Origin of the sequence: Methylobacterium aerolatum, assembly GCF_022179085.1 — a bacterium.
Classification (GTDB): domain Bacteria; phylum Pseudomonadota; class Alphaproteobacteria; order Rhizobiales; family Beijerinckiaceae; genus Methylobacterium; species Methylobacterium aerolatum.
Map to the genome: position 1 here is coordinate 275,235 of NZ_BPQE01000004.1, position 19,633 is coordinate 294,867.

The 19,633-nt window shown below is 70.2% G+C and carries 18 protein-coding genes; 12 read left to right on the forward strand and 6 right to left on the reverse strand.

Annotated features, from left to right (window positions below):
- The first annotated feature begins 93 nt into the window (after positions 1–93).
- The 7 genes from MFF06_RS03735 to ureG all read left to right on the forward strand — a co-directional run bounded on the left by MFF06_RS03735 (position 94) and on the right by ureG (position 5,379).
- Complete coding sequence (locus MFF06_RS03735) at positions 94–567, forward strand: Ros/MucR family transcriptional regulator (protein WP_238201652.1); 474 nt, start codon at positions 94–96, stop codon at positions 565–567.
- Positions 568–692: 125 nt separating this feature from the next.
- On the forward strand, positions 693–875 hold the full coding sequence (locus MFF06_RS03740) for a hypothetical protein (protein ID WP_238201653.1): 183 nt from the start codon (positions 693–695) through the stop codon (positions 873–875).
- Positions 876–1,095: 220 nt separating this feature from the next.
- On the forward strand, positions 1,096–1,716 hold the full coding sequence (locus tag MFF06_RS03745; RefSeq protein WP_238201654.1) for an urease subunit gamma: 621 nt from the start codon (positions 1,096–1,098) through the stop codon (positions 1,714–1,716).
- Positions 1,717–1,747: 31 nt separating this feature from the next.
- Positions 1,748–3,475, forward strand: coding sequence for an urease subunit alpha (ureC, locus tag MFF06_RS03750; RefSeq protein ID WP_238201655.1), 1,728 nt, complete (start codon positions 1,748–1,750; stop codon positions 3,473–3,475).
- A 90-nt stretch (positions 3,476–3,565) separates the two neighbouring features.
- On the forward strand, positions 3,566–4,075 hold the full coding sequence (locus MFF06_RS03755; protein ID WP_238201656.1) for an urease accessory protein UreE: 510 nt from the start codon (positions 3,566–3,568) through the stop codon (positions 4,073–4,075).
- On the forward strand, positions 4,032–4,748 hold the full coding sequence (locus tag MFF06_RS03760) for an urease accessory protein UreF (RefSeq protein ID WP_370876587.1): 717 nt from the start codon (positions 4,032–4,034) through the stop codon (positions 4,746–4,748). The genes MFF06_RS03755 and MFF06_RS03760 overlap by 44 nt, the downstream gene beginning before the upstream one ends.
- Before the next feature lie 10 nt (positions 4,749–4,758).
- The gene (gene ureG, locus MFF06_RS03765) at positions 4,759–5,379 is read left to right on the forward strand and encodes an urease accessory protein UreG (protein ID WP_238201658.1); all 621 of its coding nucleotides are present in this window, start codon (positions 4,759–4,761) and stop codon (positions 5,377–5,379) included.
- 153 nt (positions 5,380–5,532) lie between these two features.
- Here the strand turns inward: ureG and MFF06_RS03770 are convergent, their stop codons facing one another.
- Positions 5,533–6,309 carry an HpcH/HpaI aldolase family protein gene (locus MFF06_RS03770; protein ID WP_238201659.1) on the reverse strand — a complete coding sequence of 259 codons (777 nt, stop codon included), beginning with the start codon at positions 6,307–6,309 and terminating at the stop codon, positions 5,533–5,535.
- Positions 6,310–6,598: 289 nt separating this feature from the next.
- Here MFF06_RS03770 and tolQ point away from each other — a divergent pair, with 289 nt between their 5' ends.
- The 5 genes from tolQ (at position 6,599) to MFF06_RS03795 (ending at position 11,151) form a co-directional block, all read left to right on the forward strand.
- Positions 6,599–7,315 (forward strand): protein TolQ, encoded by a 717-nt coding sequence (gene tolQ / locus MFF06_RS03775; protein ID WP_238201660.1) that lies wholly within the window; start codon positions 6,599–6,601, stop codon positions 7,313–7,315.
- A gap of 25 nt (positions 7,316–7,340) precedes the next feature.
- A complete protein-coding gene (locus MFF06_RS03780) occupies positions 7,341–7,784 on the forward strand; it encodes an ExbD/TolR family protein (RefSeq protein ID WP_238201661.1) in 444 nt (147 codons plus the stop codon).
- 23 nt (positions 7,785–7,807) lie between these two features.
- Complete coding sequence (gene tolA, locus MFF06_RS03785; protein WP_503128740.1) at positions 7,808–9,193, forward strand: cell envelope integrity protein TolA; 1,386 nt, start codon at positions 7,808–7,810, stop codon at positions 9,191–9,193.
- A 55-nt stretch (positions 9,194–9,248) separates the two neighbouring features.
- Complete coding sequence (gene tolB, locus MFF06_RS03790) at positions 9,249–10,592, forward strand: Tol-Pal system beta propeller repeat protein TolB (RefSeq protein WP_238201663.1); 1,344 nt, start codon at positions 9,249–9,251, stop codon at positions 10,590–10,592.
- Positions 10,593–10,749: 157 nt separating this feature from the next.
- Entirely contained in the window at positions 10,750–11,151 is a 402-nt protein-coding gene (locus tag MFF06_RS03795; RefSeq protein WP_238201664.1) for a response regulator, read from the forward strand.
- A 9-nt stretch (positions 11,152–11,160) separates the two neighbouring features.
- Here MFF06_RS03795 and MFF06_RS03800 read toward each other — a convergent pair whose 3' ends face one another.
- The 5 genes from MFF06_RS03800 to MFF06_RS03820 form a co-directional block, all read right to left on the reverse strand.
- Positions 11,161–12,390 (reverse strand): MFS transporter, encoded by a 1,230-nt coding sequence (locus MFF06_RS03800; RefSeq protein WP_238201665.1) that lies wholly within the window; start codon positions 12,388–12,390, stop codon positions 11,161–11,163.
- 58 nt (positions 12,391–12,448) lie between these two features.
- Positions 12,449–14,992 carry a sensor histidine kinase gene (locus MFF06_RS03805; protein WP_238201666.1) on the reverse strand — a complete coding sequence of 848 codons (2,544 nt, stop codon included), beginning with the start codon at positions 14,990–14,992 and terminating at the stop codon, positions 12,449–12,451.
- Positions 14,993–15,285: 293 nt separating this feature from the next.
- Positions 15,286–16,686, reverse strand: a complete 1,401-nt coding sequence (gene ahcY / locus MFF06_RS03810) for an adenosylhomocysteinase (RefSeq protein WP_238201667.1) — start codon at positions 16,684–16,686, stop codon at positions 15,286–15,288.
- A gap of 135 nt (positions 16,687–16,821) precedes the next feature.
- Positions 16,822–17,331, reverse strand: a complete 510-nt coding sequence (locus MFF06_RS03815) for a CsbD family protein (RefSeq protein ID WP_238201668.1) — start codon at positions 17,329–17,331, stop codon at positions 16,822–16,824.
- Between the two features lie 118 nt (positions 17,332–17,449).
- Entirely contained in the window at positions 17,450–19,390 is a 1,941-nt protein-coding gene (locus tag MFF06_RS03820; protein WP_370876571.1) for a potassium transporter Kup, read from the reverse strand.
- Positions 19,391–19,633 lie beyond the last annotated feature (243 nt).

A 19,633-nucleotide genomic window follows, 5' to 3' on the forward strand; every position in this document is an offset into this window, starting at 1 on the left:
AACAATCGTAAAGGAACCGGCGTCGAGGTGCTTGAAAATTATTCGTCCCTCGTGACATTGGACGAGTACGAATCAAAGAAGGGGTGTTGGTCGATGGCCGCCGAAGCAGAACAGCCTGCGGGCGATGAATCTGTGCATCAACTCGCTCTATACGCGAGTGATGTGATCGCGGCGTACGTGGCTCACAATCCGATACCCGCCGCCGAGTTGCCCGGCCTGATCGCCAGCGTCCACGCCACCCTGCGGCGCCTGTCCGACAGCGGCGTCGCCGAGCCGGCGGCCAAGGCGAAGGTGATCCAGCGGCCGAGTTCCGCGGAGATCCGCAAGTCCATCGGCCGGGACGGCCTCGTCAGCTTCATCGACGGCAAGGTCTACAAGACCCTCAAGCGCCATCTCACCAGCCACGGGCTGGACCCGATCGCCTACCGCGAGCGGTACGGCCTGCCGGAGGACTACCCGATGGTGGCGCCGAGCTACGCCGAGCGGCGCTCCGCCCTGGCCAAGGAGATCGGCCTCGGCCGTCCGGGCGCCCTGGCGGCCCGCCAGACCAGCCGGGACGCGGCCTGACGCCCGCCCGGCCCGCCCCGGCGTGACGATCCCGTCCGGTCGTCGCGGAACTGCCTCTAACTTGGGCTGGACCGCGTCGGCGTCGATCACTACCGAGGCGGGCAAATCGTTCGAGGGAGGGCGATATGGACGCGAACGACCGCGCGCTGGTGCGACCGGTGACGACAGACGCGGCGCTTGCCGAGCGGCGCAGGTTGGACAGCGAAACCCTCTGGGTTGCCCTGCGCGCCGACAGGCGGTCCCGCGATGAGCGGACCGCGCGCCTGCGGGCCATGACCCTCGCCGCCGCCGCCGACCTCGACCAGTAGGTTCAGCCGACACCTGCGATTCGCCGGATGCCGGGGTCGCGCGCGTCCCCGGCGCCGCCGATCGCTGTCGGGCGGGGGGCGCCCAGGCCCGCGGGGCTTCACGGACGCTCCCGCAGGGGCAGCCCGGCACCCCGCCCGCACACCCTTGACCCATGCTTGAGCATGATCCTTGCTGGGGCGATGCGGTCCCCCGGAGACCGGCCATGAGGACGAGACGCGCGTGCTGCTGACCCCCCGCGAAAAGGACAAGCTGCTGATCGCGATGGCCGCGCAGGTCGCGCGCAACCGGCTGGCGCGGGGCGTGAAGCTCAACCACCCGGAGGCGGTGGCGCTCATCACCGATTTCGTCGTGGAAGGCGCCCGGGACGGGCGGACCGTGGCCGAGTTGATGGCGGCGGGGGGCACCGTCCTGACGGCCGATCAGGTCATGCCCGGCGTACCCGAGATGATCCACGACATCCAGGTCGAGGCCACCTTCCCCGACGGGACGAAGCTCGTCACCGTCCACCATCCGATCCGCGGCGCGGCCTCGGACGACGTGCCCGGCGCGGTGACGACGCTGCCCGGCGAGATCGTGTTCAATGCCGGAGCCGAGCGCACGGTGATCGAGGTCGCCAACACCGGCGACCGGCCGATCCAGGTCGGGTCGCACTACCACTTCTTCGAGGTCAATCCCGGCCTCGTCTTCGACCGGACGCAGGCGCGGGGCAAGCGCCTCGACATCGCCCCCGGCACGGCGGTGCGCTTCGAGCCGGGCTCGACGCGGGCGGTGACGCTGGTGCCGCTCGCGGGCGACCGGACGGTCTACGGGTTCCGGGGCGACGTGATGGGCAAGCTGTGATGCGGGCGGGGGACGAGGGGAGGCGCGAGCCATGAGCCAAGGTCCTAGACCCGCGAGCCTGCCCCGTGCGGCCTATGCCGACATGTTCGGCCCGACGACGGGCGACCGCATCCGCCTCGCGGATACGTCCCTCGAAATCACCGTGGAGCGGGATTTCACCACCTACGGCGACGAGGTGAAATTCGGCGGCGGCAAGGTGATCCGCGACGGCATGGGCCAGTCGCAGGTGACGAACGCCGCCGGGGCGGTGGACACGGTGATCACCAACGCCGTCGTCCTCGACCATTGGGGCATCGTGAAATGCGATGTCGGGATCGTGCGCGGGCGCATCGCGAAGCTCGGCAAGGCCGGCAACCCGGACGTGCAGGCGGGCGTCGACATCGTCGTCGGGCCCGGCACCGAGGTGATCGCGGGCGAGGGCAAGATCCTCACGGCGGGGGGCTTCGACAGCCACATCCACTTCATCTGTCCGCAGCAGATCGAGGAGGCGCTGTGCTCGGGCGTCACCACGATGCTCGGCGGCGGCACCGGCCCGGCGCACGGCACCTTCGCCACCACCTGCACGCCCGGCCCCTGGCACATCGCCCGGATGATCGAGGCGGCGGACGCCTTCCCGATGAACCTCGCCTTCGCGGGCAAGGGCAACGCGGCCCGGCCCGAGAGCCTGATCGAGATGGTGCGCGGCGGCGCCTGCGCCCTGAAGCTCCACGAGGATTGGGGCACCACGCCCCAGGCCATCGACACCTGCCTCTCCGTGGCCGACGCCCACGACGTGCAGGTGATGATCCATACGGACACGCTGAACGAATCGGGCTTCGTCGAGGACACGATCGCCGCTTTCAAGGGCCGGACGATCCATGCCTTCCACACCGAAGGCGCGGGCGGCGGCCACGCGCCGGACATCATCAAGGTGGCGGGGCTGCCGAACGTGCTGCCCTCCTCCACCAACCCGACGCGGCCCTTTACCCGCAACACCATCGACGAGCATCTCGACATGCTGATGGTGTGCCACCACCTCGATCCGTCGATTCCGGAAGACCTCGCCTTCGCCGAGAGCCGGATCCGCAAGGAGACCATTGCGGCGGAGGACATCCTCCACGATCTCGGCGCCCTCTCGATGATGTCGTCGGACAGCCAGGCCATGGGCCGGGTCGGCGAGGTCATCATCCGCACGTGGCAGACCGCCGACAAGATGAAGCGCCAGCGGGGCACCCTGCCCGGCGACACCTCCGGCACGGACAACCTCCGCGCCCGGCGCTACGTGGCGAAGTACACCATCAACCCGGCCATCGCGCACGGCATCTCGAATCACATCGGTTCGGTGGAGCCCGGCAAGCTGGCCGACCTCGTGCTCTGGACGCCGGCCTTCTTCGGCGTGAAGCCCGATCTCGTGCTGAAGGGCGGCACCATCGCCGCCGCGCCGATGGGCGACCCCAACGCTTCGATTCCGACGCCGCAGCCGGTGCATTACCGCCCGATGTTCGGCGCCTACGGCCGCGCGCCGTATTCCACCGCCCTCACCTTCGTCTCGAAGGCGGCGCTGGAGGACGGGCTACGCGATAAGCTCGGCGTGCAGAAGGCGATGGTCGCGGTGGAGAACGTCCGCGGCGGCATCTCGAAGAAGAGCATGATCCTCAACGACGCGACCCCGGTGATCGAGGTCGATCCCGAGACCTACGATGTGCGCGCCGACGGCGAGTTGCTGGTCTGCGAGCCCGCCGAGGTCCTGCCGATGGCGCAGCGGTACTTTTTGTTTTGACGCAGCGGCTTCCGTCTTTGCTTCGCTTCGCTCGCAAAGACGGCGAGGGTCGGACGAGCCCCCAAGTGAGACGAGCCCCCAAGTGAAACGATGACTCGCGCCACCCGCATCGTCCGCGCGGCCGTTCCCGTCGCCGGTGAGATCATCGACCGCGTGGTGCTCGATCACGGCGACCGCCACCGCCGCCGGATGGCGATGCGCGGTGTCGGCGGCACCGCCTTCCTCCTCGACCTGCCCGAGGCGACCGTCCTCGACGACGGCGACGCCCTGGTGCTGGAGGATGGCCGCCTCGTCGAGGTCGAGGCGGCGCCCGAGCGGCTGCTGGAGATCCGTGCGCCGAGCGAGCACGCCCTGCGGCGGCTGATCTGGCACATCGGCAACCGGCACATCCCGGCCGAGATCGGGCCGGACGCGGTCTGGATCGCGTACGACCATGTGCTGGCCGAGATGGTGCGGGGCCTGGGCGGCTCCGCCGAGCCGGTGGAGCGGCCCTTCCGGCCGGAGGGGGGCGCCTATGCCGGGGGGCACGCCCACGGTCATGCCCACAGCCACGATCATGGGCATTCCCATTCCCACGCCCATCCCCACGCCCATGAGTGAGGGCGCCGCCGAGGCCCTGCGGCTCTTCGCGTGGCTCTCTCCGGGTTACCCCGTGGGGGCCTATGCCTATTCGCACGGCCTCGAAGCGGCGGTAGAGGCAGGCGATGTCACCGACGAGGCGAGCCTAGCCGGGTGGCTCGAGGATGTCTGCGAGCGCGGCTCGCTCCGCAACGATCTGATCCTCGCTGCGCACGCCCACGGGGCCGCCGGGCGTCCCGGCGACCTCGCCGCCATCAACGACCTCGCCCTGGCGCTCGCCCCCTCGCGGGAGTTGCACCTGGAGACCAGCCAGCAGGGCCGCAGCTTCCTCGACGCGACGCTGGGCGCGTGGCCCTGCGCGGCCCTGTCGGCGGTGGCGCGGGTGCTCGATGGCCCGGTCGCCTACCCCGTCGCGGTCGGCGCGGCGGCGGGTGCGCACGGCATGGCCGCCGGGCCGGTTCTCGGCACCTATGCCCTGGCCTTCGTCCAGAACCTCGTCTCGGCGGCGCTGCGCTCCGCTCCCGTGGGTCAGGCGGCGGGCACCCGCGTCGTCGCGGCCCTCGCCCCGCGCCTGACACCCCTGGCAGAGGCGGCGCGGGCGGCCGGTCTCGACGAGATCGGCTCCGCCTGCCTGCGCCTCGATCTCGGCTCCTTCCGGCACGAGACGCAGTATTCCCGCATCTTCCGATCCTGAGGACCGCACCATGACGGCATCGACGAACGGACCCCTGCGCGTCGGCATCGGCGGCCCGGTCGGCTCCGGCAAGACGGCGCTGATGGAACAACTCTGCAAGCGTTTTCGCGATCGCTACGACATCTGTGCCATCACGAACGACATCTACACCAAGGAGGATGCCCGCATCCTCACCGTGGCGGGCGCCCTGCCGGAGGAGCGCATCCTCGGCGTCGAGACCGGCGGCTGTCCGCACACCGCGATCCGCGAGGACGCATCGATCAACCTCGCCGCCGTGGCGCAGATGCGGGCCAAGTTTCCCAAGCTCGATCTGGTGCTGATCGAGTCCGGCGGCGACAACCTCGCCGCGACGTTCTCGCCCGAACTCGCCGACATCACCCTCTACGTCATCGACGTGGCGGGCGGCGAGAAGATCCCGCGCAAGGGCGGCCCCGGCATCACCCGCTCCGACCTGCTGATCGTGAACAAGACCGACCTTGCGCCGCTGGTCGGGGCGGATCTCGGGGTGATGGAATCCGATACGAAGCGGATGCGGGGGCAGCGCCCCTACGTCTTCGCCTCGCTGCGGGCGGGCGACGGGGCCGATACGGTGGCGCGGTTCATCGAGGAGGCCGGGGGGCTGGGGCGGTAGGGGCAAGCTCCTCCCGTCCTCACCCGCGCACCCCGTCATTGCGAGCGCAGCGAAGCAGTCCAGGGATGCGGGACGCTTACAGGCGCGGTGCTGCCCTGGATTGCTTCGCGATGCTCGCAATGACGGCCAGGGGATGGGAAGGAGACGCGAGACTTACCCCCGCGCCTCACCCAACATCCGCGAAAACGCCTCGCCGATGACGATGCCGTCGTAGCCGATGGAGGCGAGCCTGTAGCCCATGGCGAGCATCTCGCGGGCGCGGGCGGCGCTGGGGGCGAAGGCGCAGGGAATCTTGCCGGCGCCGAGGGTGAGCCGCAGGATCTCCTCCAGCCCGGCGGTGACGGCGCTGCCCGTCGGGTCGATGGCGGCGCCGTGCGACAGGGCGATGGAGAGGTCGGCGGGCCCGACGAGGATGCCGTCGATGCCCGGCACATCGAGGATCGCGGGCAGGTTGCCGATCGCCTCGCGGGTTTCGCACATGGCGATGGTGAGCGTGCGGGCATTGGCTCCGGCGAGGTAGTCCGGCCCGGTGGAGAGGCCGGAGAACCACATCGCCCGGTCCGGCCCCCAGCTGCGCTGGCCCACCGGCGGGAACTTGGTGGCCGCCGCGAGCGCCTGGGCGTCGGCCACGGTGTTGATCATCGGCGCCACGATCCCGGAGGCGCCGGCATCGAGCATCCGCGAGGCCATGGCGAAGTCGCCCACCGCCACCCGGACGAGGCCCGGCGTGCCCGCGAGCGCGAGCTCCGTCAGCGACGCCACGCAGGTGGCGTAGTCGTGCGCGCCGTGCTGCTGGTCGAGGAGCACGGCGTCGAAGCCCGCCCGCGCCATCATTCCGGCGAGCGCCACGTCGGCGAGGCAGGACCAGCCGAGGAGGCGGCCGGGGCCGCCGCGCAGGAGGTCGGGCAGGCTGGGCACGGGTGCTGGCACGGACGGGTCCCCGATCGGTGGCAAGGCCCGCGAGGATACAGGCGCGGCCCTCCCCCGGCCACCCGCAGGTGCGGCGCAATCGCGAAGGGACGCGCCGCACGTCGTGGTTTCAACCAATCCTTAACCCTACCGCGCCCTTAGACTCTGTGGCACGCGGCGGTCCCGCGTGGACGCGGCGGCCCTTACTTTCGACAGATTCACGGTCGATAGCATTGAAATCGCTCGCACTTCCGGTTGACACGGCGTCCCGCGCCCGGTCGCGCCGGTCCGGAGCAGGAGACCTCGACGGATGAACCCAGCCGACGCGATGCAGGCCGCTCCCATGGCCGACATGAGCCTGCTCGGCTTGTTCCTCCAGGCGCACTTCGTCGTGAAGATCGTGATGGTGGGCCTGCTCAGCGCCTCGATCTGGTGCTGGTCGATCATCGTCGACAAGACCCTCCTGTTCCGGCGCATCCGCAAGGAAATGGACGCCTTCGAGGACGCCTTCTGGTCCGGCCGCTCCCTGGAGGAGCTGTTCCGCTCCTTCAACGACCGCCCGGCGACGGGCCTCGCGGCGGTGTTCGTGGCGGCGATGCGCGAGTGGAAGCGGTCGTTCGAGGGGTCGGGCCGTCAGGTCCAGTCCCTGTCCCAGCGCATCGAGAAGCAGCTCGACGTCACCATCCAGCGGGAGGTCGAGCGGCTGGAATCGCGCCTCCTGTTCCTCGCCTCCATCGGCTCTGCGGGTCCGTATATCGGCCTGTTCGGCACGGTGTGGGGCATCATGACCGCCTTCACCTCGATCGCGGCCTCCAAGAACACCTCCCTCGCCGTGGTGGCGCCGGGCATCGCGGAGGCGCTGTTCGCCACCGCCATCGGCCTGTTCGCGGCGATCCCGGCGGTGCTCGCCTATAACAAGCTGCAGGCCGAGGTCGCCAAGGCGCAGTCGCGGCTCGAAGGCTTCGCGGACGAGTTCTCGGCGATCCTCTCTCGCCAGATCGACGAGCGCCTGTCGCTGGTCGCCTGAGGTTCGGGCCGGAGGAGTGTGACCCATGTCCATGGCGCCAGGGGCGGCCCACGGCGGTAAGCGGCGGCGGCGGCGGGGCCGTCGCGGCGGCGCCATCAACGAGATCAACATGACGCCGTTCATCGACGTCGTGCTGGTGCTCCTCATCATCTTCATGGTGGCGGCGCCGATGATGACGGTCGGCGTGCCGCTGGACCTGCCGCAATCGAAGGCCTCGCCCCTCAACTCGGACGTGAAGCCCATCACCCTCTCCATCCGCCAGACCGGCCAGATTTTCCTCGGCGAGGACGAGCTGAACGACGACTCGATCGTGCCGAAGCTCCTCGCCCAGGCCAAGAACGGCACCGAGGACCGCGTCTTCGTGCGCGGCGACAAGCGGGTCGATTACGGGCGGGTCGCCCAGGTGATGGCCATCGTGACCGGCGGCGGCTTCCGGCACGTCGCCCTCGTCACCGAACCCGATCACTGACGGAGCGCGTGGTGGCGATCTCCCTGCCCGTGACGTTCGACCGCCGGAAGCCCGGCGTCTGGATCTCGGCCGGCACCCACTGCGTGCTGCTGGGCGCGGTCCTGCTCGGCGTCTCGGCCCCCGCTTTGCCGGAGGCGCAGGAAGGCGTGCCCGTCGAGGTGATCACCGAGCAGCAGCTCTCCGAGATCATGAAGGGCGAGCGGCAGGCCGACAAGCCGATGCCGAACGCCCAGAGCCGTGCCGACCGGCAGGCCGACAAGCGCGAGGAGCGCGAGCCCGAGAACGCGAAGGTCGACGCCCCCACGGCGCCCAAGCGCACCGCGGACATGAAGCTCGCCAACGCCGACGAGATGCCGCTGCGCGCCGAGACCGAGATCAACGAGGCCGAGACCGCCAAGGCGGCGAAGGCCGCCGAGGAGAAGCGCGAGGCCGAGAAGGCCGCCAAGGCCGCGGCCGAGAAAGCGGCCGCCGAGAAGGCCGAGGCCAAGGCTGCGGCGGAGGCGAAGGCCGCCGAGGCCAAGGCGGCGGCCCAGGCCAAGGCGGAGGCTGCCAAGGCCGCCGCCGAGAAGGCGGCCGCCAAGGCTGCGGCGGAGAAGGCCGAAGCCGACAAGCGCGAGGCCCTCGACAAGCTGATCGAACGCCAGGAGGCCGAGGCCGCCGCCCAGGCGAAGGCCGAGGCCGCCAAGAAGGCGGCCGATGCCAAGGCCGCCGCCGAAGCGAAGGCGGCGGCGCAGGCCAAGGCCGAAGCCGCGAAGAAGGCCGCCGAGGCGAAGGCCAAGGCCGACGCGGAGGCCGAGCGCCAGAAGGAGATCGCGGAGGCCAAGGCCGAGGCGGAGCGCGCTAAGGCTGAGGCCGCGCACGCCGCGGCCAAGGCGGAGGCCGCCGCCAAGGCGAAGGCCAAGGCGATGGCCGATGCCGCCGCCAAGGCCGATGCGGAGGCGAAGGCCCGCAAGCAGGCGGAACTCGCGGCCAAGTTCAACGCGGGCGACATCCGCTCCGTGCTCAACTCGAAGGCGCCGTCGCAATCCACCGGCGCCACCGGCCCGGCGGTCCAGAAGGTCGCCGCGCTGGGTGCCGCCACGGGCAACGCCCAGCGCCTGTCGCCGTCGCTTCGCGACGCCCTCGTCGGCCTGCTGCAACAGCAGATCGAGCGGTGCTACTCGGCCCCGCCCGGCGCCGCCCAGGGGGTGATCCTGCCCGTGCTCGACATCCGCCTGAACCCGGACGGATCGCTGAGCACCGAGCCGCGAATCATGAAGGGTGGGTCGAGCTCGGTCGATCAGTCGATCGCGCAGGCAGCCCTCCGGGCGGTCCGGCGCTGTGCGCCCTATCGCATCCCGGCGACCTACGCCCCGTATTACAACGACTGGAAGGCCATCAACGCGGAGTTCGAGTTCACGGCGACCTGATCCCGGTCTCCGCTACGCCGCCGCCCCCTCCCCCGTTCGTTCGACGACCGAGCCTATGACCGACAGACCGACTCCCCGGTTCCGCTTCCCGCGGTCCGCCCCCCTTCTCGCGCTCGCCGCGCTCCTCGCCGCGGTGCTGGGCCTCGCGAGCCCGGCGCAGGCGCAGCTCCAGCTGCGCATCGGCGGCGGCAACTTCCAGCCGCTTCCCATCGCGGTGGCGGAATTCGGCGGGGATCCGAGCCTCGGCGGCCTCATCTCCGGCGTCGTCACCAACGACCTGCGCCGCTCGGGCTACTTCACTCCCCTTGAGAAGGCGCGTTTCCCCGAGAACCCGCCCTTCGACGCGGCGCCGAACTTCGAGAAGTGGCGCGCCACGGGCGTCCAGGGCCTCGTGACGGGCCGCGTCGTGCGCGATGCCGGCGGGCGGCTCAAGGTGGAGTTCCGCCTGTGGGACGTGACCTCCGGCCAGCAGATGATCGGCCAGCAATACGCGACCGATCCGGCCAACGCCCGCCGGGCGGGGCATCTCATCTCCGATCAGGCCTATACCAAGATCACCGGCCTCGGCCCCTGGTTCGACAGCCGCATCGCCTTCGTGGACGAGACCGGCCCGAAGGAGAACCGGCGCAAGCGCCTGATGGTGATGGATCAGGACGGCGCCAACGTCCGGGCGATCACCACGGGCGAGATGTCGATCGTGGCGCCCCGCTACTCGCCGAGCACCCAGGACATCGCCTTCATGGCCCAGGCCGCCGGCCACCAGCCGCGCGTGCAGGTGATCAACCTCGAGACCGGATCGCGCCAAGCCTTCGGCTCCGTCGATTCGATGAGCGCGAGCCCCCGCTTCTCCCCGGATGGCCGCCGCCTCGTCATGAGCGTGCAGCAGGGCGGCAACGCCGACATCGTGACGATGGACCTCGCCTCGAAGGCCCAGAAGCCGATTACCTCCGGGCTCGCCATCGACACCTCGCCGACCTACTCGCCCGACGGCTCGCAGATCATCTTCGAATCCGACCGGGGCGGCTCGCAGCAGGTCTACGTGATGGGCGCGGACGGGTCGAACCCGCACCGGATCACCTTCGGCACCGGCTCGGCCTCCCAGCCCGCTTGGTCGCCCCGGGGCGACCTCATCGCCTATACCCGTCAGCGCAACGGCGGCTTCGCCATCTGCGTCGCGAAGCCCGACGGGACCGGCGAGCGCGTCTTGACGGAGGGCTTCCACAACGAGGGGCCGTCCTTCTCCCCGAACGGCCAGTACGTCGTGTTCTTCCGCGATCCCGGCGGTTCGGGCGGCGGCAAGCTGTTCATGGTCGACATCACCGGCCACGTGGAGCAGCCGGTGCCCACGCCGAGCTACGCCTCCGACCCGACGTGGTCGCCGCTGCTCGGCGCGCGCTGACGCACCGGCCCTGAAGCCCGCACGCGACATCGTATCCGCAGCCCGGCCTCCGCACGACGGCCCCCGGTCAGCCTTTGCTAACCGGGGGCGCGGTAGTTGAGTTGCACGCAATCGTTTAGCGCACGCTATTCGATGATCGGAGGCGTGCGGTCGAACGATGCCCTTTTCCGGCTTCCCTCCCGTCCTCCTGGTCGATGACGTGCCGATGATGGCCGAGGTGGTGCAGGCGATCTTGCAGCGCCTCGGCTTCGAGCAGATCGACGTCGCCGCCGACGGGACCGCCGCCCTCTCCTTGCTGGCCGAGCGGCGCTACGGCCTCGTGATCTCCGATTGGAACATGCAGCCGATGACGGGCTACGAACTGCTCCGGCAGATCCGGGCCGACCGGTCGATCCGCGAGATCCCGTTCATCATGATGACGACGCAGGCCAATGCCGAGTGCTTTCCGAATGCGCGGAAGGCGGGGGTGAACGCCTGTCTGATCAAGCCCTTCACCCCGGCGGCCCTGCGCGAGTCCATCGTCTCGGTCTGCCGGCCGGTCCGCGCGCGGGCGAGCTGATCCCGCGCCTCAGCTCCGCGTGAGCAGCCGGTCCCGGTCCCTCAGGGCCGGAAAGAGGCGACCCCAGGCGATCGCGACGGCGACGGTGGCCGCGCCGCCCGCGACGACGGCCGGGACGGCCCCGATGGCGGCGGCGAGGAGTCCCGATTCGAACTCACCGAGTTCGTTCGATGCGCCGATGAACACCGTGTTCACCGCCGCCACCCGTCCGCGCATCGCATCCGGCGTCTCGCCCTGCACGAAGCTCTGGCGGACGTAGACGGAGATCATGTCCGCCGCGCCGGTCACGAAGAGGCAGGCCATCGAGAGGGGAAGGGAGGTCGACAGGCCGAAGGCCACGGTCGCGAGGCCGAAGACCGCCACCGCGCGCAGCATCCGCAGGCCCGCGTGGCGGCGGAGCGGCCGGTAGGCGAGGAACACGGCGGTGGCCACCGCCCCCGCCGCCGGCATGCTGCGCAGGGCGCCGAGGCCGAGCGGTCCCACATGCAGCACGGACGCCGCGTAGATCGGCAGCAGCGCCGTGGCGCCGCCGAGCAGCACCGCCACGAGGTCGAGGCTGATGGCGCCCAGCACGACGGGCTGCGAGCGGATGTAGCGCAGCCCCGCCGAGAGGGCTTCCCAGGTGATCTTCGGCCGCTCCCCCACGGGCGCCGGCCGGTGACGGATCAGGGCCACGCAGAGGCTGGCGCAGGCGAAGCTCGCGCCCGCGAGGGCGAAGACCACCATCGGCCCCAGGGCGTAGAGCAGGCCACCCAGTGCCGGGCCCATCACCGATGCGGTCTGCCAGAGGGAGGAGTTCCAGGCGATGGCGGGGCCGAAGAGCGGCCCCGGCACCAGGGTCGGCAGCAGCGCCTGGAGGGCGGGATTCGCGAAGGCGCGGGCCGTCCCCACGACCACGACGAGGGCGTAGATCGGCCAGACCGCCCCGTAGCCGCTGACGGCGTAGGCGAGGAGGCCGAAGCTGGCGGCGGCCTGGAGGCCGAAGGCGGCCGACCCGACGAGGCGCCGCTCGTAGGCATCGGCCACATGGCCGCTCACCAGGGCGCTCAGCATGGCGGGCAGGAAGCCCGCGAGCCCGACGAGGCCCAGCGCCAGGGGCGAGCGGGTCAGGTCGTAGACGAACCACCCGATCGCCACGGCCTGCATCTGGTAGGACAGGCCGGAGAGGAAGCGCGCCGCGCCGAACAGGCGGAAGTCGCCGTTCCGGAAGACGGCCCAGCCCTCGTTCTTGTCTGACATTGCCCCTGCGTGACGGTGGAGCCCCCGCCGGTCAAGGGGCTGCACGCTCCGCTCCCCTTCAGCCGCCCGAGACCTGGGTCAGGTAGGGGCGCGAGGGGGCCTCGGGCGGCTTCCGGCGCTCGGGCGGCGGCAGGGGGCCGTCCGTCGGCTTGAGCGGGAAGATGCAGGTGACGCAGGTGCCGATGCCCTGCTCCGACTCGAGCTCGACCCGGCCGCCGTGCAGTTCCACGAAGGAGCGCACGATCGAGAGGCCGAGCCCCACGCCCCTGTGCCGTGTGCCGCGCGTGTGGCTCTCGAAGCGGTTGAACACCAAGTCGCGGATCTCCGGGGCCATGCCGCTCCCGTGGTCGCGCACGCTCAGGGCGAGTTCCCGCGCCGTCCGCCGGGCGGCGATCTCGACGGTCTGACCGGGGTCCGAGAAGCCGACGGCGTTCGAGACGAGGTTGAACAGGATCTGCCGCATCCGCTTCCCGTCGGCGCGCAGCGTGCCGATGTCCTCGGGCACGTCGACCGTGAGGACGATGCGCGCCTCCGCGAGCCGGTCCTCCAGTCCCCGCACCGCCGCCTCGACGGTGGCGCGGACGTCGAGGTCCTCCCGCTGCAATTCCAGCGAGCCCGCGTCCACCGAGGCGAGGTCGAGGATGTCGTTGATCATTACGAGGAGCGCCGCCGAGGAGCGCATGATGTGGTCGGAGTATTCCCGCTGCCGGGCGTTGAGGGCGCCGACCGTCTCGTCGCCGAGGAGTTGCGTGAAGCCGATGATGTTGGTGAGCGGCGAGCGCAGCTCGTAGGAGACGTGGTGGACGAAGGTGTCGCGCAGTTCGGCGGCCGTCTCCAGCGCCTCGTTCTTCTCCGTCAGCATCCGCTCGACGTTCACGCTCGCCGTGACGTCGATGAGGGTGATCAGCGTGGCGCCCTCGGGCAGGGGCTGGGTCGCGCAGTCGAGGACCGTGCCGTCCACCATCTCGATCCGCCGGGCGAGCGCCGCCCTCGCCTCCAGGCCCACCACCGCATCGCGGATGTCGAGCCAGGGATCGGCGTTCGGGGCGAGTTCCTTGCAGCGCAGGATCACCGAATCGACGTGGGGCCGCGCATCGACCATCTCCGGGTCGAGGTGCCAGATCGTGGTGAAGGCCCGGTTGGCGAGCTGCAGCCGCCCGTCGGCGCCGAACACGGCCACCGGCTCGGCCAGGGTGTCGAGGGTTTCGGCCTGGAGGCGGCGCAGGGCGTTGTAGCGGGATTCGGCGTTCAGCCTGTCGGACACGTCGTCGAACAGGTAGGTGAGGCCGCCCTGCGGGTTCGGATCGGCCACCACGCGCAGGGTGCGGCCGTCGGGAAGGTACCACCACGCTTGGTGCGCCTCGGCGGCGCGGTAGGCCGCGAGCACGCCGTGTTTCCAGCTGCGGAAATCCGCGTGCTCCTCCAGCTTCCGCTGGGTGCGCAGGAAGTCGAGGATCTCACCGTCCGAGGGGCGGCTGTCGAGGAAGGCCTGATCGAGGCCCCAGAGGTTCCGGTAGGCGGCGTTGTGGAAGATCAGGCGCTGCGACACGTCGAACATCGCCACGGCGGTGGGCAATTGGTCGAGGGTGCGGGCGTTGGCATTCATCTGCTGCTGGAGGTCGGCGCGGACGCTCTCCAGCTCGGACACATCGACGGCGATGCCGACCTTCCCGCCGTCGAGGGCGGTCTCGTACACGTCGAGGACCCGGCGGGTGCCCGCGACCACGGCCGAGACGCGGGGCGGGCGGCCCGAGGCGCCGGGAGCCAGGGGGGCCTCCTCACGGGTGATGGTCTCTCGGGCCTGCCGGTCGAGGAGCTCGCGGCCCGTATCGATCACCGCCTCGCGGCTCCCGGCCTCCACGGCGGCGGCATAGGCGGCGTTGACCCAGGCCAGGGCCCCGTCGCGGTTGCGCCGCCAGACCGGTTGCGGGATCGCGTCGAGGAGGTTCGCCAGCGCCGAGAGGGAGCGGCGGGTCTCGTCGAGGGTCAGGCGAAGGTCGGCGATCTCCCGCCGCTCGGAGCTCATCTCGCGCAGGCGCAGCAAGGCCCGTCCCGCCACGGTGCGGCCCTGCGCCTCGATGCTGCGGCCGTTCTGGGTGCGCAGGTCGAGGGAGAAGCCGGTGCCGCGCGAGAGCAGAAGATCGAGGGAGGCTTCCACGGCCTGGGCGTCGGCCGGGCGCAGCCACGTCCCGAAGGCGAGGACCCGCCGGGCGGAGCCCGCCGACGCCCGGTCCCCGTGGAGGGCGATGCCGGCATCGCCCTCGATCACCGGCTCGCTCTGCTCGTCCCAGGTGATGACGACCTGACGGTCGGCGTTGAGCAGCATCTCGGCGCGGTCGTGGGCACCGCGCAGCAGGTTGAGGGAGGCCACGAGCTCCTGCTCGCGGCGGGTCCAGCGGGCGCGCTCGTACAGATAGAGGAGGGCGACGATCACCGCGAAGGCGACGAGGCCGCCGAAGATCGCGAGGCCGGCGACGCTGTGCATCTCCCGCGGGGCATGGGCAGGCGGAAGATCCTGCATTTCCGCCAAGGCGGCACCGGCGGCGAGCAGCGTGAGAGAACCCACGCCGATCCGCAGCTGCGCCGCACGACCGACCCCCATTCGACCAGCCCCCAAGCTCTCGTCGCCGCCTGCCGCAGTCCGGCGGCGCGATGCATCGGGGCCGTGCGATGCCGACCGGCCTCGCCGCGCCCCGACCTCTTTTTGAGTCGGGGCCACCTTACCGTGCCGGGGATTCGCGCCGGAAGCGGAACGAAGCGTGGCCGTGGCCCTGGCGAGTAAATCTGCCGTTAACGACACACAGAAGACACACCTTCGCGTGGCGTTTTGGCCTTGACAAACGAAGGGCCCGGCTTAGCCAGCCGGGCCCCCGAAAAAACGCCGTTTGTGCGAATTCAGTAACGGTAGTGATCGGGCTTGAACGGTCCGTTCTCGGAAACTCCAATGTACGACGCCTGATCGGGCCGAAGCTTGGAGAGTTTCGCGCCGATCTTGTCGAGATGCAGCGCCGCGACCTTCTCATCGAGGGTCTTGGGCAGGGTATAGACCTGACGGTCGTACTTGCCGGGGTTCGTCCAAAGCTCGATCTGGGCGAGCGTCTGGTTCGTGAACGAGGCGGACATCACGAAGGACGGGTGGCCCGTCGCGTTGCCGAGATTCACGAGGCGCCCCTCCGACAGGAGGATGATGCGGTGCCCATCCGCGAACTCGATCTCGTCCACCTGCGGCTTGATGTTGGTCCAGCGCAGGTTCTTGAGGCCCGCGACCTGGATCTCGTTGTCGAAGTGGCCGATGTTGCAGACGATCGCCCGGTCCTTCATCGCCCGCATGTGGTCGAGGGTGATGATGTCCTTGTTGCCCGTGGCGGTGACGAAGATGTCGGCGCGCGGCGCCGCGTCTTCCATGGTCACCACCTCGTAGCCCTCCATGGCGGCCTGGAGCGCGCAGATCGGGTCGATCTCCGACACGATGACGCGGCAGCCGGCGTTGCGCAGGGAGGCGGCGGAGCCCTTGCCCACGTCACCGAAGCCCGCGACCATGGCGACCTTGCCCGCCATCATCACGTCGGTGCCCCGGCGGATGCCGTCGACCAGCGACTCCTTGCAGCCGTAGAGGTTGTCGAACTTCGACTTCGTGACCGAGTCGTTCACGTTGATCGCCGGGAAGAGCAGCTTGCCCTCCTTGGCCAGCACGTAGAGCCGGTGAACGCCGGTGGTGGTCTCCTCGGAGACGCCCTTGATCGACTCCGCGAGGCCGGCGAACCAGCCCTTGGGCTTCTCGGCGAGCTTCTTCTTCAGGAGGGCGAAGAAGATCTCCTCCTCCTCGGAGCTCGGCTTGTCGAGGAAGGCGGTGTCGCCGTTCTCGGCGCGCAGGCCGAGGTGGACGAACATCGTGGCGTCGCCGCCGTCGTCCAGGATCATGTTCGGCATGCCGCCGTCGTGCCAGTCGAACAGGCGGGAGGTGTAATCCCAGTAATCCTCCAGGGTCTCGCCCTTCACGGCGAAGACCGGGATGCCCGCCGCCGCGATGGCGGCCGCCGCGTGGTCCTGGGTGGAGTAGATGTTGCACGAGACCCAGCGGATGTCGGCGCCGAGAGCCTTCAGCGTCTCGATCAGCACCGCGGTCTGGATCGTCATGTGCAGGGAGCCGGCGATCTTGGCGCCCTTGAGCGGCTGGCTGGCGCCGTACTCCTCGCGCACGGCCATCAGGCCGGGCATCTCGCTCTCGGCGATCGAGATTTCCTTCCGGCCGTAATCGGCCAGCCCGATATCCCTGACGATGTAATCACCGGCCATGCCGTTCTCCTCGCTGGTTCCTTGGGAAACGGGCGAGGACCTAGCACTTCACGGCCGGTGAGGCAATCAAGACATAAAGATGTCTTTATGCGTTCCGGGGCGCGCGGATCCTCGGACCCGCGCGCCGGAGGGGCCTTAAGACCGGTCTGAGGGCTTGAGCAGCCAGCCGAGGCCGAAGGCGACGCCGGCGACGATCGCGAGCGTGGTGCCGCGGTTGTCGTCGACCCGCCGGGCGACGGAGCGACCGTGATGCACTGCCCGGGAGCGGACGTAACGGCCGCGCGAGACGGCCTCGTCCGCGAAGGCCTCGCCGCGGGCACGGGCCTCGCGGGCCAGCGATTCGCCGCGTGACCGGACGTGGCGGCCCCGCTCCAGGGCTTCCTCGGCGAAAGCCTCGCCGCGGGAGCGTACCTCGTGGGCGATGCGTTCGGCGTGCTCGCGGCCTTCCTCGTAGAGATGCTCACCGTCGCGCCGCAGGTTCTCGGCGGTCTCGCGGACCTCGCCGTAGGCGTATTGGGCCGCCCCCGCCGCCTGATCGTAGGCCCCTTCGAGCTGGCGGCCGGGATTGCCCCCGACGGCGCCGGCCGCGGTCTTCACCCGGCCGCGCAGGTGGCGCACGCCGCCTTCGAGATGGTCACGGTTCATTACAAGTCTCCCCGTTCGGCGGTCCGGCATCCGGACCCATTCAGGCGACTCGAACGATGCGCGACGGCTCAGGTTCCACGCGCGCCGGATCAGGATCGCGTGTGCGACAGGCCCGGCATCAGATCTCGATCTCGGTGCCCACCTCCACCACCTGCCGCGTCGGCACGCCGAAGAAGGCGCCGGTGCGCTCGGCGTTGCGCTGCATGAAGGCGAACAGGTTCTCCCGCCATGGCCACATGCCGCGCGTGTCGCTCTTCGGGATCACGGTCTCGTGGCCGACGAACACCGTGATGTCCTCCAGGAAGCAGGGCGGCAGATGGCCGGAGCGGACGGCGCAGGCGATGCCCTCGGGGATCGAGGCCTCCTCCATGAAGCCGTAATGCAGGACCACCCGGTAGAGGTCAGGCGCCAGCACGGTCACCTTCGCCCGCCTGTCGATGGGGACGGTCGGCGTCTCCTCGTAGAGGGCCGTGACGATCAGCACCCGCTCGGGCATGGCATGACTGCGCTCCACGAAGCGGGACAGGTGGAGCGGGATGCCGTGCTCGGCGGAGGACATGAAGGCCGCCGTTCCCGGCAGGCGGATGAGCGTCTGGTGCCGGAGGCCGTCGAGGAACGCGGCCTCGGGCTGCCGCAGGGCGACCTTCGCCTCCTCGACCAGCATCGTCCCCTTCCGCCACGTCAGCATCATCAGCGCCACGAAACCCGCGAGCACCAGGGGAAACCAGCCGCCCTCCAGAAGCTTCACGCTGTTGGCGCCGAGGAAGACGAGATCGACGACGAGGAAGAAGCCGTTCACCGCGAGGATCGCGGCGAGGTTGTAGCCCCATTTGTGCGCGATCAGCGCCGCGAGGAGGGTGGTGATGGCCATCAGCATCGAGACGGCGATTCCGTAGGCCCCGGCGAGCGCGTCGGACGAGCCGAAGACCAGCACCGCCGTGACCGTGGCGAGCGCGAGCAGCCAGTTGACCGCCGGCACGTAGATCTGGCCACGCTCGTCGCTCGCCGTCTGCACGATGCGCATGGTCGGCAGGAAGCCGAGCTGGATCGATTGCTGGGTCAGGGAGAAGACGCCGGAAATGATCGCCTGCGAGGCGATGATGGTCGCCATCGTCGCCAGCCCGACCAGGGGAATGTGCGCCCAGTCGGGGGCGAGGCGGAAGAACGGGTTCTCGATCGCGTCGGGCTCCGCGAGCAGGAGCGCGCCCTGCCCGAAATAGTTGAGCACCAGCGCCGGCAGCACCAGGGCGAACCACGCCACACGGATCGGCCGGGCCCCGAAATGGCCGAGGTCGGCATACATCGCCTCGCCACCCGTCACCGCCAGGAAGGCCGCGCCGAGCATGGCGAAGCTCACGTGCCACCCTGCATGGACGAGGAAGTCCACCGCCCGCAGGGGATTGAGCCCCTGGAGGATCTGCGGGGCATGGACGATGGAGCCGATGCCGAGCAGCGCCAGCACCACGAACCACGCCAGCATCACGGGGCCGAAGATCCGGCCGATCCGTGCGACGCCCTGGCTCTGCACCGCGAACAGCCCCACGAGGATCACCAGGGTGATCGGCACGATGTACCGGGACAGGCCGGGCGCATCGACCTTCAGGCCCTCCACCGCCGAGAGGACGGAGATCGCGGGCGTGATCGCCCCGTCGCCGTAGAGCAGCGCCGCCCCGAGGAGTCCGACCACGAGGAGCAGCGCGCGCCACGTCCCCGCTTTGGCGTGGCGGGCTCCGAGGAGCGCCAGCATCGCGACGATGCCGCCCTCCCCGTTGTTGTCCGCCCGGAGGATCAGGATCGCGTATTTGAGCGAGACGATCAGGATCAGCGCCCAGAAGATCAGCGACACGGCGCCGATCACCGCGATCGGCGAGGCGCCGTCCCCTCCGCCGGCCGCCTTCACCGCTTCCTTGTAGGCGTAGAGCGGGCTCGTCCCGATGTCGCCGTAGACGACGCCGAGGGCTCCCATGAGCAGGGCGGGGCTCATGCGGCCCCGGGTGTGGGTTTCGGAGGGCGGGACAGCCGGGACCGCGGTGCCGGCGGGGGTGAGGGTCTGGCTCAACGGACCTCCGGCGACCGGCTGCGGAGGCTCCCTGGCCTCTCTTCACGACATAGCTAACAGCCGTCGCATGGCCGTCCAGCGACCGCTCGGGGGTGCCTCTCACAGAAGTGAAGGATTTGTCGCATTTCGCCCGTGCCCGTCAGCGCGAGCGCCGTGAAGCGATCCGGCGACGCGCTCCGGTTGGAGTCGCCACACTGTCCCGGCTCGCTTCGCGCCGCTCGCAATGACGGTGGGTGCGGATGT

Excerpts from the sequence above, each read along its gene's own strand:
- MFF06_RS03735 (WP_238201652.1), top strand. The coding sequence starts at position 94 with ATGGCCGCCGAAGCAGAACAGCCTGCGGGCGATGAATCTGTGCATCAA.
- MFF06_RS03740 (WP_238201653.1), top strand. The coding sequence starts at position 693 with ATGGACGCGAACGACCGCGCGCTGGTGCGACCGGTGACGACAGACGCG.
- ureC (WP_238201655.1), top strand. The coding sequence starts at position 1,748 with ATGAGCCAAGGTCCTAGACCCGCGAGCCTGCCCCGTGCGGCCTATGCC.
- MFF06_RS03755 (WP_238201656.1), top strand. The coding sequence starts at position 3,566 with ATGACTCGCGCCACCCGCATCGTCCGCGCGGCCGTTCCCGTCGCCGGT.
- MFF06_RS03760 (WP_370876587.1), top strand. The coding sequence starts at position 4,032 with ATGGGCATTCCCATTCCCACGCCCATCCCCACGCCCATGAGTGAGGGC.
- ureG (WP_238201658.1), top strand. The coding sequence starts at position 4,759 with ATGACGGCATCGACGAACGGACCCCTGCGCGTCGGCATCGGCGGCCCG.
- tolQ (WP_238201660.1), top strand. The coding sequence starts at position 6,599 with ATGAACCCAGCCGACGCGATGCAGGCCGCTCCCATGGCCGACATGAGC.
- MFF06_RS03780 (WP_238201661.1), top strand. The coding sequence starts at position 7,341 with ATGTCCATGGCGCCAGGGGCGGCCCACGGCGGTAAGCGGCGGCGGCGG.
- tolB (WP_238201663.1), top strand. The coding sequence starts at position 9,249 with ATGACCGACAGACCGACTCCCCGGTTCCGCTTCCCGCGGTCCGCCCCC.
- MFF06_RS03795 (WP_238201664.1), top strand. The coding sequence starts at position 10,750 with ATGCCCTTTTCCGGCTTCCCTCCCGTCCTCCTGGTCGATGACGTGCCG.
- MFF06_RS03800 (WP_238201665.1), bottom strand. The coding sequence starts at position 12,390 with ATGTCAGACAAGAACGAGGGCTGGGCCGTCTTCCGGAACGGCGACTTC.
- MFF06_RS03805 (WP_238201666.1), bottom strand. The coding sequence starts at position 14,992 with ATGGGGGTCGGTCGTGCGGCGCAGCTGCGGATCGGCGTGGGTTCTCTC.
- ahcY (WP_238201667.1), bottom strand. The coding sequence starts at position 16,686 with ATGGCCGGTGATTACATCGTCAGGGATATCGGGCTGGCCGATTACGGC.
- MFF06_RS03815 (WP_238201668.1), bottom strand. The coding sequence starts at position 17,331 with ATGAACCGTGACCATCTCGAAGGCGGCGTGCGCCACCTGCGCGGCCGG.